This window comes from Microbacterium sp. F01, assembly GCF_056156365.1.
Genome location: NZ_CM149592.1, coordinates 183586 through 196456, shown reverse-complemented (window position 1 = coordinate 196456; position 12871 = coordinate 183586). Strand labels below are relative to the sequence as shown.

Genomic DNA, 12871 nt, shown 5'->3' with positions numbered 1-12871 from the left:
TCCATGCGCATCGTCGCCCTGTACGGCACCGAGTCGGGCAATGCCGAGGCGGTCGCGCTCGGCATCGCGAAGGCTGTGACCGGCGTCGAGGTCGTGAACATGGCGGACGCCGGGGTCGACGTGTTCGAGCCGGGCGCGCTGTACCTGATCTCGTGCGCGACCCATGGCGGCGGCGAGCTGCCCGGGTTCGCCCAGTTCCTGCATGACGACCTGCTCGACCTGGCGCCCGACCTCGGCGGCGTGACCTACGCGATGTTCGGTCTCGGCGACACGTCATACGACGAGCGCTACAACCGCGGGGCGCACCAGTTCGACGAGTTGTTGCGGTCCCTCGGGGCGACGCGGGTCGGCCCGTTCGGCGAGCACGACGTCATGACCCGCGCCGACCCCGCCGAGCTCGGCGTCGCGTGGGCGAGGGAGGTCCTCGCCGAGACCTCGCCATGACGGGCTCGGACTCGGCTCCGTCGCGTGGTTCGGGCGCGGTGCCCGAACCCATGGAGAGTACGCGCGGTCGAAATCATCACACGCGGTCGTTCGCAACGGGCGCGAACGCCGGTCTCGACAGCGCGAGCGCCGAGCCCGCGCCGAACTCACGCGCGAGCACGGATCCCGTGGCGGCGCCGGCTCGGCCGCCGGCGGGGCTCGACCCCGGCACGCGGCGGATGCTGTGGCGGTTCGCGCCCATGATCTACGGGCCGACGCTGCTGTTCGGGCTCGCCGAAGGCGCGCTGCTGCCGCTGCTGCCCGTGATCGCCGCGTCGCTCGGGGCGGACGTCGCCCAGGCCGCTCTCATCGTCTCTGTCATCGTGGTCGCCAGGCTGATCGGCAACCTGCCCGCCGGATGGCTCGTCACGCGGATCGGCGAACGGCGCACGATGGCGATCGCGGGGTGCCTCGCCCTCGCCGGCGGCGTCGGCGTGCTGGTCGCGCCGGGCCTCGCGGTGCTCGCGGCCGCGTCGTTCCTCGTCGGGCTGTGCGCGTCGGCGTTCGGCCTCGCACGGCACGCGTTCATGACGACGCGCGTGCCGCTGCGCTACCGCGCCCGCGCGCTGTCGGTGCTCGGCGGCTCGTTCCGTCTCGGCATGTTCGCGGGGCCGTTCATCGCCGCCGCGCTGCTGGCGTGGTCGGGATCCACCGATGCCGCCGTGTGGTTCTTCCTCGCGATGCTCGTCGCCCTGGTGGTGCTCGTGCTCGTCGGCCGCGACCCCGAGGAGCAGCTCGAGAGCGAAGGGCTGCTGCCCTCCCACCCGCAGGCCGCGCATCCTCCACGGCCGGCTCGCAGACCGGCAGCCGCATCGGACGGGGTCTTCCCGACGATGTGGCGCCATCGCGGCGTGCTCGCGCGGATGGGCCTGCCCGCAGCATCCCTCTCCGGACTCCGCCAGGCCCGCGTGTACCTGTTGCCGCTGTGGGGCGTCTCGCTGGGGCTCGATGCCGAGGCGATCGCTCTGATCGTCGGCCTGACCGGCGCCCTCGAGTTCGCGCTGTTCTACTCAAGCGGCCAGATCATGGACCGCTGGGGGCGGCTGTGGGCCTGCGTGCCTTCGATGGTGCTGATGGGCGGCGCCTTCCTCGGCCTCGCGTTCACCCACGACCTCGACGCCGCGACCGCGTGGTTCGTCGCGGGGGCGATCGTCGTGGGTGTCGGCAACGGCCTGTCCAGCGGCATCCTGATGACCCTCGGCGCCGATATCGCGCCGGCATCGAATCCCGCGCCGTTCCTCGGATCATGGCGGACCTTGACGGATGCCGGAGCCGCCGCCACCCCGCTCCTCATCGCCGGGGTGACCGCTGCGCTGTCGCTTCCCGTCGCGACCGCGCTCGTGGGCGCGCTCGGGCTGCTGGGCGCGGCGGGGTTCGCGGTGTACGTGCCCCGGTACGTCCCGCACGCGGCTCACGACCGCTGACCCGCGGTACTCCCGGCGCTCTCGCGGGCTCAGGGATCGGCCGATCGGACGAGGCGTTCGAGCCGGGCGGCCGAAGCGGCGCGGGCCTCATCGCGGCGAGCATGGCGGCATGACCACCGCCACCACCCTCCCGCAGGCCGCCCGACGCCGGCCGGAATGGCTCGTGCCCGCCGGGCTCATCGTCCTGAGCCTCGTGCCGATCGTGGCCGGGTCCGCCCGGCTGACGCAGCTGACCACGGGGGCCGCGGTCACCGCGGAGAACGCCCGGTTCTTCGACTCGCCTATCCCGGTCGTCGCGCACATCATCGGCTCGAGCGTGTTCCTCGTGCTCGGTGCGGTGCAGTTCGCCCCGTCGTTGCGACGCCGGCGCTGGCACCGCATCGCCGGACGCATCGTCGCGCCCGCGGGGCTGGTCTCGGCGCTGTCGGCGCTGTGGATGACGCTGTTCTACGACATCCCCTCGGCTGTCACCGGCCCGGGTCTGCACGCGATCCGGATCCTCCTCGGCACGACCATGGCCGCCGCGATCGTTTTCGCGTTCGTTGCGATCAGGCGGGGCGACGTGCGCACGCACAGCGCGTGGATGACCCGCGCCTACGCGATCGGCATGGGTGCCGGCACCCAGGTGCTCGTGTTCCTGCCCTACACGCTGCTGGCCGGCACACCCGCTCCCCTCACCTACACGGCGCTCATGACGGCGGGCTGGGCGATCAACCTCGTCATCGCCGAGATCGTCATCCGCCGCCGCGCCCGCACGGGTCGGCGGCGCAGCGGCACCCCGGTGGCGGCGGCCGGTGCGCACCTATCATGAGGGCATGACGAGCCCGGTCCGCGCGCTCTGGGACGCGCCCGCGGCGGTTCCGGCGCCGCCGCGGCGGGTCTGGCGGGACTGGGTGCTCGTCGGCGTGATCCCGGTGCTCGCCGTCTTCGAGGCATCCGTCCGCGTCGACGTGCCGTGGCGCTGGCTGTGGGCCGTCATGCTCGCCGCGCTCGCGCCCACGCTGCTGTGGCGCCGCTCTCGCCCCTTCACGATGCTCGCGATCGCCTTCGCCGTCGGCACGACGGTGGGGCTCGCCACTGCCGGCGACCCGCAGCTGTACACGACGGCGTACTTCCTGATCCTCCTCTACGCCGTGTTCAGGTGGGGCTCCGGGCGCGCGATGCTCGGCGGCGGCGCGCTCGTCGTCATCGGGATGCTGCTCACCTTCCTCGCCACCCCGCCCGAGCTCGCCGATGTCATCGGCGGCGTGGCCGTGGCGGTGACGACGAGCACTCTCGGCCTCGCCGTGCGGTGGCGGCGACGGGCTCGCACCCGCGAACTCGAGCAGGTGCGGCTGCTCGAGCGCGAGCAGCTCGCCCGCGACCTGCACGACACCGTCGCGCACCACGTGTCGGCGATCGCCATCCAGGCGCAGGCCGGCACCGCGGTGGCTGCCACCGACCCGGGCGCGACGATGCAGGTGCTGCACGCGATCGAGGCCGAGGCGACGCGCACGCTCCGCGAGATGCGCGCGATGGTCGGCGTGCTGCGTACACCTGACGACGCGCTCGCGCCGACTCCGGGCCTCGCCGAGATCCGTGCTCTCGAGAGGACGGATGCTGCGACCCCGGCCGTCGCCGTGAGGCTCGGCGGTGACCTCGACACCGTGCCCCAGGCGGTCGCCGCCGCCGTGTTCCGGATCGCGCAGGAGGCGGTGACGAACGCCCGCCGTCACGCGCGCAGCGCGACGCGGATCGATGTGGGGGTCGATGTCGGCGCCGAGGGCGTGCGGCTCGAGGTCCGCGACGATGGCGCGGGCGCGGCATCCGCTGTTCCGGGATACGGGATCACGGGCATGCGCGAGCGCGCGGCACTGCTCGGCGGGACGTGCGAGGCCGGGCCGGCTCCCGGCGGCGGCTGGGTGGTCGCCGCGACACTCCCGCGGGCAGGATGGGCTGCATGACCGTTCGCGTGCTCGTCGCCGACGACCAGGACCTCGTCCGCACGGGACTGCGGATGATCCTCGACGCGCAGCCCGACATCGAGGTCATCGGCGAGGCGGCCGATGGCACCGAGGCGGTCGCGCTGGCACGGAGCCTTGCACCCGACGTGTGTCTGCTCGACATCCGGATGCCGGTGATGGACGGTCTCGCGGCTACCCGAGCCCTCGCCGGACCGGACGTCGCCGACCCGATCCCCGTCGTGGTGATCACGACGTTCGACCTCGACGAGTACGTCTACGAGGCGCTGCGCTCGGGGGCGCGCGGGTTCCTGCTGAAGGACGCCGGCGCAGTGCTGCTCGCCGAGGCCGTGCGCGCGGCGGCGCGGGGCGACGCGCTCATCGATCCGAACGTCACGGTGCGGCTGATCGAGGCGTTCGCGGGGGCGACTCCGAAGCCGCCGACGCTGCCGTCGAGCCCGCTCACCGACCGGGAGGAGGCCGTGCTTGCCGGCGTCGCCCGCGGACTCGGCAACAGCGAGATCGGCGACGAGCTGCACGTGTCGCTCAGCACCGTGAAGACGCACCTCGCGAGCATCATGACCAAGCTCGGCGCCCGCAACCGCGTCGAGCTCGCGATCTGGGCTCACGAGCGCGGCCGCGGGCCTCACTGAGCGATCCCGACCGCCGAGCGCGCCTCCGGGGGGCGCGACACGCTCGGCGACCGGAGGTCAGAGCGCGACGGCGACCGTGACGTCGGTCGGCACGACGGTCAGGCCCTTCAGCCCATCGCGCAGCACCTGCACCGGTGCGCCGGTGTTGTGGGCGGCGAGCGCCTCGCGCGAAGCCCAGCGCTCGACGATGACGATCGTGCCGTCGTCGGCGAGGTGCGGGTCGTACTGCTCGCAGCCGTCTTCGGCACGAATGCCCTCGACCGCCGCGCGGACGGCGGCGACAGCATCCGTGACCCTCTCCGGATCGGGTTGGATGCGGGCGACCACCGTCACCGCGGCGGTCATGCCTCGTTCCCCCACACCATCGTCGCGAAGGTCTCGACGTGCTCGAGCTTCTTGCGCTGCTGCTCGATGTTCAGCGGAGCGTCGCGGTAGTGGATCGGCTGGAAGCCGCGGTTCGGCAGCAGGCCGATGCGATCGTAGTCGTGCTGATCGAGCGCCGTGTCGATACGCGCCATCACCGTGTCGACGTCTTCGAGATCCGGGTTGAACGCGTCGACGATGCCGATGCCGATCTGCTTGTCGTCGGGCACGAGGGTCGGGAAGTCGCGCGCGACGATCGCATCGGTGTGGAACGGGAACGTGAACTTGTCGTAGTCCGACGCGAACAGCTGCTCGGCGCGCCGCACGTCGAGGTCGCCCCCGAGGTCGTCGTCCCACCCGATCGTGAGCGCGACCTTCTGGTCCTCGTCCTTCTCGATGCCGGCGACCACGGCCGCGTCGATCGAGAGGGCTTCGTCGAAAGACATCTCGCCGACCTCGCCGCCGGCAAGATAGGTGAAGTAGTCCGGGTTGTCGAACTGCACGAACTTCACTCCGATCTCGAACAGCAGCTCGAGCTCGTCGCGCAGCATCTCGGCGACCGCGTCGCCGACGGCAGCCGCGCCCGGGTACGCGCGCCGCGCGTCGGGCGTGTAGGTGTGCGCGGCGATGTGGGCTGCCGAGGGTAGCTTCACCTTGACGGGGAACCCCGTGTTGTCGAGCAGGAACCGTGCCGCGTCTGTGGCGATGGGCTTGCGCTGCTTCAGCGGGCCGTCGACGGTCCACGTGCCGAGGCCCGAGGGCTCCATCGCGTCGGGCATGCGGCTGAAGCCGGCGACGGACTGCAGCACGGCGCTGCGGTAGTCGCCGTCGCGGAAGTTGCCGTCCGACAGGCACGAGAGGGTGAGATGGCGCTGGTACGAGATGAACTCGAGGATCGCCTCGTCCTCGACCTGCTGCCGCTCGTCGGCGGTGATCTCGCCGGCGCGGAACTTCTTGCGCGCCTGCTGGATCGAGTCGGGGCGGACGTTGTCGCCGTGGTTGTCGATGCGATACGAGAAGAGATTGGCCATCGTCGGCCCCTTCCTAGTGCTTGGGGTCGCCGGCGCCCTTGGCCCCGGCCCATTCGTCGAAGTCGGTCTCGTAGCCGAGCTCGGTGAGGATCGACTGCGCGAGGGCCTCGTCCTCCTGCGGCGTGCCGCCCGAGACGCCCACACCGCCGACGAACTCGCCCTCGCGTTTGAGCGTCACGCCTCCCCCGGTCGCGACGATGGGGAACTGCCCGAGATCGCCGACCTTGCTGAAGAACACCGGGTCGGACGTCGACCAGCCCTTGAGCATGCCGCTGGGTCGCTGCATGACGGCAGAGGTGTAGGCCTTGGACAGCGCGATGAGCGGGGTCATCGGGCGTGCGCCGTCGAAGCGGCGGATGCTCACGATGAAACCGCCGGAGTCGACCACGGCGATCGAGAGCCCCTTGCCGAGCCGCAGCGCCTCGCGCTCGGCGACCTCCATGATCTTCTCGGCCTCGTCCTGCATCACGTTCTTGGGCATCTCACGCCTCCTTCGTCACGGCGGGTGCGGCGCCGACGCCGACCGGCGCCAGGGCATCGACGAGCTTCTTCACGGCCGCGTTGAACTGCTCGGGCCGTTCCCAGTACATGGAGTGCGGGGCATCCGGCACGATCTCCAGCAGCGATCCCTCGATGAGCTCGCGCGCCGCCGTCACGGTCGTAGGGCTCAGCACCGCGTCCTTCTCCCCCGCGAGGAAGGCGACACGGATGCCGCTGCCGGCCACGTCGGCGGGCGTCGGGCCGTCGCTCGAGAGGTTGCGGAGGTCCTGCATGCGCGCCTTGTTGAACGTGCCCATCTGCGTGAAGAGGAAGGTCTTCGCAGCCTCCTCCTCGCGGAACCGCTTCGTCAGCAGCCGGTCGATGACCGGGAGCTTCTCGGCCTCGGCGCGGTCGGCCTTGACCAGCGGCGTCACCTCGGGGGCGTCGATGCCGCCGAGCGAGTGCGCGAGGATCACGCCGCGCACGCGCTCGGGCATGCGCAGCGCCGCCTTGAGCGCCGCGGCCGCGCCGATCGACTGGCCGAGGAGCACGGCGTCGGTGAGGTCGGCGTCCTCGAGGACGGCGACGATGTCGCCGGGGAAGTTGAGGCTGTCGTACGTCTCGTCGGCGTCGGAGTTGCCGAAGCCGCGGAGGTCGAGCGTCACGATCGTGTGCTGGTCGCGGAGTGCGGCGACCTGCTGCCACCACGCGGCGTGGTGGCCGCCGGAGCCGTGCACGAAGACGATCGGCGATCCTTCGCCGTGCACCTCGTAGTAGATCTGTGTGCCGTTGTTATCGACTCTTGGCATGGGTGTCCCTTGCGGTGGGCCCGGATCGGTTGGTCGGGCGGTGTTCGTTCGGTGGCTCGGGCGTTTCGACTCGCTCGTTCCTCGCTCGCTCAACGAGCGGGATTCCCGAGCGAGCCGGGCCAATCAGGCGGGGCGCTTGCCGTGGAAGACGAGCTCGATCATCGTGTGGTCGGGGTCGTGGATGTAGCAGAACTTGGAGTTGTTCTCGGGGCGCTCGACCGGACGCGTGTGGCGGATGCCGAGACTGTCGAGGTGCCCGAGGAAGCCGTCCCAGTCCTCGACCTCCATGGCGAAGTGGTACGGCGCCATGCGGTCCATCTCCTCGACCGGCGTGAAGTGCAGGTCGAAGCGGCCCTTCGTCATGAGCACCACGCGGGTGTTGCTCTTGGGCATGACGCGCTTGAGACCGAAGACCTTCGTGTACCACTCGACAGTGCGGTCGACGTTCGTCGTCGGGAAGTTGACGTGGTGGATGTACTTCGGCTCGATGCTGCGCCCCTGCTCGTCGAACTTCGGCTCGGGCAGGCTGAAACCCTTCTCGACGTGCGTCGGGGCGGCGGCCGTCTCGGGCGTCGCCTGGGTGGTGTCGGTGGTGCTCATGCGGGCACTCCCTCTCTGTCGGTGCCGGCGGCCTCGCCGACGCTGGTGTCGATGCGGGCGCCCTCGGCGACCACGGTGTTGGTGAGCGTTCCGATTCCGGAGATCTCGATGTCGATGACGTCGCCGACGCCCATCGGGGTGTTTCCGTCGGCACCCATCCACAGCACGTCGCCGGGGTGCACGGTGATGTACTTCGTCATCTCGACGAGGAAGTCGTAGGGATCGAAGATCATGTCGCCCGTCTCGAACGACGCGTCGACGACGCCGTTTCGCCAGACGGTGGTCGTCGACAGCAGCGGGTCGACGTCAGTCTCGATCCACGGCCCCATGGGCTTGAACGTGTCGGCGTTCTTGGCGCGCCAGAAAGTGCGGTCCGCGTGCTGCCACTCGCGCGCGCTCACGTCGTTGCCGATCGTCCAGCCGAAGACGGCTGCCTTCGCCTCCTCGCGGGTCGCGTGGCGCAGCGTTCGGCCGATCACCGCGACCACCTCGGCCTCGGTCTCGAAGCGCCCCTCGACGTCGGCGGGCTTCACGATCGCGGCACCGTGGCCGACGAGCGCACTCTGGGCGCGGTACCCCACCTCGGGGTGCGGCCCCACCTTGATCGGGTCGTACCCGAGCTCCTCGTGGTGGCGGTTGTGCGCCTTGTAGTTGAAGCCCGCCGCGTAGAACGTGCCGGGTACAACCGGTGGGAGCAGCACGACGGAGGACAACGGATGCCGCGACCCGCGCTTGTGCGGAGCCCACGGGGCATCCGAGATCTCGACGACGTCGTCGCCGTCCACGAGCGCGAAGAACTCGCGCCCTTCGGCAAGCTCAGGGACCGATCCAGGTTGCTGAGCTTGTCGAAGCACCGCCCGAACGAAGCGCATCTCTCCCCGATCCTCAGCGCAGCTTGTGCGAGACGCGCTTGGTGATGAGGTACGCCTGCACGCCCTCGGGGCCGGACTCGCGGCCGAGGCCGCTCTCTTTCACGCCGCCCGACGGCGCCTCGGTGACCGAGCCGCCGCAGTGGTTGATCGAGAGGATGCCCGCCTCGAACCCGCGGGCGAGGACGTCGGCCGTCGACGCGGACTCGGTGAAGCCGTACGCGGCGAGGCCGAACGGCAGCGAGTTCGCGATGCGGATCGCGTCGTCGAGGTCGGTGAACGTCGTGATCGGGGCGATGGGACCGAACGGCTCCTCGCTCATCACCTCGGCGGAAAGCGGCACGTTCGTGAGCACGGTCGGGGCGTAGAAGCACCCCTGCTCACCGATGCGGTGCCCGCCGGTGGCGACGGTTGCGCCGTGGGCGACGGCATCCGTCACGAGAGCATGAGTGGAATCGACGCGCTTGGCGTTGATGAGCGGGCCCATCGTGACGTCGTCGTCGAGCGGGTCGCCCACGACGAGCGCCTCGGCGAGGCGCACCATCTCGGCCGTGAAGGCCTCGGCGATCGACTCGTGCACGAGGAACCGGCTGGGCGACGTGCACACCTGCCCGGCGTTGGCCCACTTGGCCGCCGACGCACGTCGCGCCGCCTGGATCGGGTCTGCGTCGGCCGCGACGATGACGGGGGCGTGGCCGCCGAGCTCCATGATGGTCGGCTTCATGAGTCCGCCAGCGCGGGCGTTGAGCTCCTTGCCGACCGGCACCGAGCCGGTGAACGCGATGAGGCGGGTGGTCGGCGAGTCGATGAGGTGCTCGGCGGTCTCGGCGCCGCGGCCGAACACGAGGTTGAGCACGCCCGCCGGCAGCCCGGCATCGTGGAACGCCTGCACCAGCGCGCACACCGTGGCCGGCACCTCCTGCGAGGCCTTGATCACGAGCGTGCAGCCCGCGGCGATCGCCGCCGACATCTTGCGCATGGGCGAACCGGCGGGAAAGTTCCACGGCACGATCGCGCCGACGACACCCACGGGCTCGTAGCGGACCGTGAGCGATGTGTCGACGTCGGTCGGGATGATGCGGCCGTACAGGCGCCGGGTCTCCTGTGCGCACCACTCGAGCGTGCCCGACACGCGCAGCACCTCGGTGGTCGCGTCCTTCACCGGCTTGCCCTGCTCGACGGCCATGAGGCGACCGATCTCAGGTGCCCGCTCGCGCAGCAGCGCGACGGTCTTCATGAGGATGCGCGCCTTCTCGAACGCGGACGTGTCGCGCCACGCGGGGAACGCCCGGTCGGCGGCGGCGAGCGCGTCGTCGAGATCGGATGCCTCGGCCCGGGCGACGTGCCCGATCACCGAGTCGTCGACGGGGTTCAGCACATCGAACGTGCGACCCTGGGCGCCCTCGCGCCACTGGCCGTCGATGTAGAGGCCGAGGCGCGCGGCCGAGTAGATCTCGGCGGCGCGGGACGCGGCATCCGTGCGGGTATCGGCTGCGATGGTCATGCCAGGGCCGTTCCTTCCGACGTGTTGGGAACCGCGGAATCGCGGTTGGTCTCGAGCACCCAGATGTGGTGCGGCGGGGTCTCTTCGTGCACCCGCGTGGGATACGTGTCGTCGACACGATCCATGTCGGCGGCGTATTCGACGCGGCCGCCCGCGGGGCAGTGCACGAAGCGGAACACGTTCGACCCGACGGTGTGGCGACCCAGGCGACGCGCCTCGCGCCAGCCCTTCTGGATCATGTGGTTGCCGCCCTCGATCACGTCGTCGAAGCCCGAGACCTCGAAGGAGACGTGGTTGGTGCCGGCGCGATCGGGCCGGTGGCACAGCAGGAAGTTGTGCTGGTCGTCGTCGCCCTCGATCTGCATGAACACGCCCATCGGCTTGACGATGTCGACGGCGCGGAAGTTCAGGCGATCGAGGTAGAAGTCGATCGCCTCGTCCTTGCCGGCCTTCGGGATGTTCAGCGCGACGTGGCACATGCGGATGGGACGGATGTCGGCGATCGGCCCGTGCGGCTGGTTCCAGCGCTCGATGTGGCCGCGGCTGTTGTAGCGGCGGGGGTCGTAGTCGACGTGCTCGGGCGCGGTGACGGCGAGCGCGAGGCCGAAGCCGGTCTCGTCGAGGGTGTGGGCGACGCCGTCCGCGTCGACCGTGACCTCGCGGTCGGTGCGGAGGTCGGCCACCAGGGCGTCGAGCGCCTCCTGCGTGTCGACGCCCCACACCACTTCGCGGATGCCCGACGTCGCCTCGACGGATGCCGGAAGGGTCGGGTCGTCGATGCGCTTGAGCACGAGACGCTGGTCGACCTGCGTCGTCAGCACGACCTCGTTGTCGGTCCGGGCGACGAGCTCGAGGCCGAAATCGACGAAGAACCGCGCGCACTCGTCGAGGTCGTCGACGCCGTACACGACGGATTCGATGCGTTCGATCGCCATGCGCTCAGGCCTCTCGGTGGGGGGTCGCAGTCGAGTCTGCGCCCTGGGCTGCGAGGGCGGGAGCCTCCGACGCGAACCCTTTCGTTGCGCGGTCTGCATGCAGGCCGGCGCGGATGCGGACGAGGGCGTCGACCGCGCTCTCGGGCACGCCGACGGTGTCGGCGGCCGCGTGCCAGGCGCTCTCGACGAGCCCCGCCCACGAGGTGCGGAGCTTGCCGATGGTCTCGTCGGCGAGCGGCGTCGCGTCGATGCGGATCGCGCGGCCGTCGGCCTCGTCGCGCTGCGAGGTGATGTAGCCGCGGCCGCGCAGGTCGCGCAGCGCCACGCTCACGTTGGCCCGCTGAAGCCCGCTGCCGTCGGCGATGTCGGAGGCCGAGCAGCCGGGGTGATTGTGCACGTAGCGCATCACCTGGCCCTGCGTCTGAGTCAGCGGGACGACAGGCGTCGTCTGCACCGCCCGCAGCTGGATCTCGCGGGCGATGTCGATCACCAGTTCGGCCAGCAGCCGGAACGTCGGGTCGGTGTTCGCTTCTTCGCTCATCGGGCCTCCTCGCTCGATTTGATTATCAAAACATAATCACTTTGTCGAGGCAACCCTGATCTCCTCGACCGAAGTCCCGGGGCCTCGGTAGCGACCGTTCCTCAGTTGAGGACCAGGGCCAAGATGAGGGGCGCAGACGCCGGATCGGTCCTCATTTCGGCCCCGGCCCTCAGTTGAGGAGCCGCTCGCGGACCTCAGTCGAGGAGCCGCCCGCGGACCTCAGTTGAGGACCGGTTGCGCGGCCGCGGCGGCGCGGGTGCGGAACCAGGTCGTCATGAAGTCGAGGAAGATGCGCACGCGCTCGGGGGTGCGACCGCCCGGTCCGTGCACGGCGTAGAGGGCGCGCGCCGGGGGCTGGTGCTGTGGCAGCAGCTCGACCAGCTCCCCCGTCGCCAGCCGGGCCTCGGCGGGGCGGCGCGGGATGAGGGCGATGCCGCATCCCTCCTCCAGGAGCTTCTCGATCACCAGGTACGAGTTCGCGATGACCGCGGCATCCTGCACCTTGAAATGGATCGTGTCAGCACCCGACCCGAGCCGCCAGACCGGGTCGTTCGGATGGAGCAGGCACAGGTGGTCGTTCAGCTCGGCGACCGTCTCAGGCGTTCCCTTGCGCCGTAGGTAGTCGGAGGATGCGGCGAGCACGAACGGCAGCTCCGAGACGCGGCGCACGAGCACGTTCGAGTCGCGCAGGTCGCGGGTGTGGAAGGCGACGTCGTAGCCGCGGTCGAGGAAGTCGTAGTTCCGGTCCGACATGCCCCCGAGCTCGAAGCGCACCTGGATCTTCGGGTGCTCGCGCACGAACGCGGCGATCGCGTCGCCGACTTCAAGCGTGCCGATCCACTTCGGGCAGATGATCGAGAGCGTCCCCTCCGGCGCGTCGCGCGACCCCGAGAGCGAGGCATCCTCGTCGTCGATCTCGTCGAGGATGCGCTCCGCGAACTCGGCGTAGCGCTTCCCCGCCTCGGTGAGGCTCACCGAGCGCGCCGTGCGGTTCACCAGTCGCACGCCGACCTGCCGCTCGAGATCGGCGACGTGCCGCGAGACCAGCGAGCCCGAGATCGCGAGCTCCCGCGCCGCAGCGCTGAAGCTCGACGACTTCGCGACGGTGACGAACGTCTTCATGACGACCAGACGATCCACGGCGACCTCCTCGTTCCCGACGACCGTCGTCGTGAACTGAATGGAGCCTACCTATGCACGATCTGCACAGCTCTATTCCGAGGTTGCAAGGATCGCAAC

General features: G+C 70.5%; 16 protein-coding genes. 5 read left to right on the top strand and 11 right to left on the bottom strand.

The genetic code is table 11. The features are described 5' to 3' along the window. The first annotated feature begins 3 nt into the window (after nt 1–3). Entirely contained in the window at nt 4–444 is a 441-nt protein-coding gene (locus tag ACVN90_RS00885) for a flavodoxin domain-containing protein (protein ID WP_475100276.1), read from the top strand. Nucleotides 445–520: 76 nt separating this feature from the next. Here the strand turns inward: ACVN90_RS00885 and ACVN90_RS00880 are convergent, their stop codons facing one another. After that, nucleotides 521–685 carry a hypothetical protein gene (locus ACVN90_RS00880; RefSeq protein WP_475100275.1) on the bottom strand — a complete coding sequence of 55 codons (165 nt, stop codon included), beginning with the start codon at nt 683–685 and terminating at the stop codon, nt 521–523. Between ACVN90_RS00880 and ACVN90_RS00875 the strand changes: the two genes are divergently transcribed. The 4 genes from ACVN90_RS00875 (at nt 684) to ACVN90_RS00860 (ending at nt 4500) form a co-directional block, all read left to right on the top strand. After that, a complete protein-coding gene (locus ACVN90_RS00875) occupies nt 684–1907 on the top strand; it encodes an MFS transporter (protein ID WP_475100274.1) in 1224 nt (407 codons plus the stop codon). The two genes, ACVN90_RS00880 and ACVN90_RS00875, sit on opposite strands and share 2 nt — an antisense overlap. 109 nt (nt 1908–2016) lie before the next feature. After that, the gene (locus tag ACVN90_RS00870) at nt 2017–2718 is read left to right on the top strand and encodes a DUF2306 domain-containing protein (protein ID WP_475100273.1); all 702 of its coding nucleotides are present in this window, start codon (nt 2017–2019) and stop codon (nt 2716–2718) included. A 4-nt stretch (nt 2719–2722) separates the two neighbouring features. Next, a complete protein-coding gene (locus ACVN90_RS00865) occupies nt 2723–3850 on the top strand; it encodes a sensor histidine kinase (protein ID WP_475100272.1) in 1128 nt (375 codons plus the stop codon). Beyond that, nucleotides 3847–4500, top strand: coding sequence for a response regulator (locus tag ACVN90_RS00860; RefSeq protein WP_475100271.1), 654 nt, complete (start codon nt 3847–3849; stop codon nt 4498–4500). Before ACVN90_RS00865 ends, ACVN90_RS00860 begins: the two co-directional genes overlap by 4 nt. A 57-nt stretch (nt 4501–4557) precedes the next feature. On the opposite strand, the gene ACVN90_RS00855 is transcribed toward ACVN90_RS00860, so the two are convergent. The 10 genes from ACVN90_RS00855 to ACVN90_RS00810 form a co-directional block, all read right to left on the bottom strand. Next, a complete protein-coding gene (locus ACVN90_RS00855) occupies nt 4558–4845 on the bottom strand; it encodes a putative quinol monooxygenase (protein ID WP_475100270.1) in 288 nt (95 codons plus the stop codon). Then, complete coding sequence (locus tag ACVN90_RS00850; RefSeq protein ID WP_475100269.1) at nt 4842–5894, bottom strand: hypothetical protein; 1053 nt, start codon at nt 5892–5894, stop codon at nt 4842–4844. Before ACVN90_RS00850 ends, ACVN90_RS00855 begins: the two co-directional genes overlap by 4 nt. Nucleotides 5895–5907: 13 nt before the next feature. Further along, nucleotides 5908–6375 carry a GlcG/HbpS family heme-binding protein gene (locus tag ACVN90_RS00845; protein ID WP_475100268.1) on the bottom strand — a complete coding sequence of 156 codons (468 nt, stop codon included), beginning with the start codon at nt 6373–6375 and terminating at the stop codon, nt 5908–5910. A gap of 1 nt (nt 6376) precedes the next feature. After that, nucleotides 6377–7183: an alpha/beta fold hydrolase gene (locus ACVN90_RS00840; protein WP_475100267.1), complete on the bottom strand. Its 807-nt coding sequence runs from the start codon at nt 7181–7183 to the stop codon at nt 6377–6379. 123 nt (nt 7184–7306) lie between these two features. Then, a complete protein-coding gene (locus ACVN90_RS00835) occupies nt 7307–7783 on the bottom strand; it encodes a VOC family protein (RefSeq protein ID WP_475100266.1) in 477 nt (158 codons plus the stop codon). Then, nucleotides 7780–8655, bottom strand: a complete 876-nt coding sequence (locus tag ACVN90_RS00830; RefSeq protein ID WP_475100265.1) for a fumarylacetoacetate hydrolase family protein — start codon at nt 8653–8655, stop codon at nt 7780–7782. Before ACVN90_RS00830 ends, ACVN90_RS00835 begins: the two co-directional genes overlap by 4 nt. Nucleotides 8656–8668: 13 nt before the next feature. Next, complete coding sequence (locus ACVN90_RS00825; RefSeq protein ID WP_475100264.1) at nt 8669–10156, bottom strand: NAD-dependent succinate-semialdehyde dehydrogenase; 1488 nt, start codon at nt 10154–10156, stop codon at nt 8669–8671. Beyond that, the gene (locus ACVN90_RS00820; RefSeq protein WP_475100263.1) at nt 10153–11091 is read right to left on the bottom strand and encodes a VOC family protein; all 939 of its coding nucleotides are present in this window, start codon (nt 11089–11091) and stop codon (nt 10153–10155) included. The genes ACVN90_RS00825 and ACVN90_RS00820 overlap by 4 nt, the downstream gene beginning before the upstream one ends. Nucleotides 11092–11095: 4 nt before the next feature. Beyond that, the gene (locus ACVN90_RS00815; RefSeq protein WP_475100262.1) at nt 11096–11632 is read right to left on the bottom strand and encodes a MarR family winged helix-turn-helix transcriptional regulator; all 537 of its coding nucleotides are present in this window, start codon (nt 11630–11632) and stop codon (nt 11096–11098) included. A gap of 219 nt (nt 11633–11851) precedes the next feature. After that, a complete protein-coding gene (locus ACVN90_RS00810) occupies nt 11852–12772 on the bottom strand; it encodes a substrate binding domain-containing protein (RefSeq protein ID WP_475100261.1) in 921 nt (306 codons plus the stop codon). Nucleotides 12773–12871 lie beyond the last annotated feature (99 nt).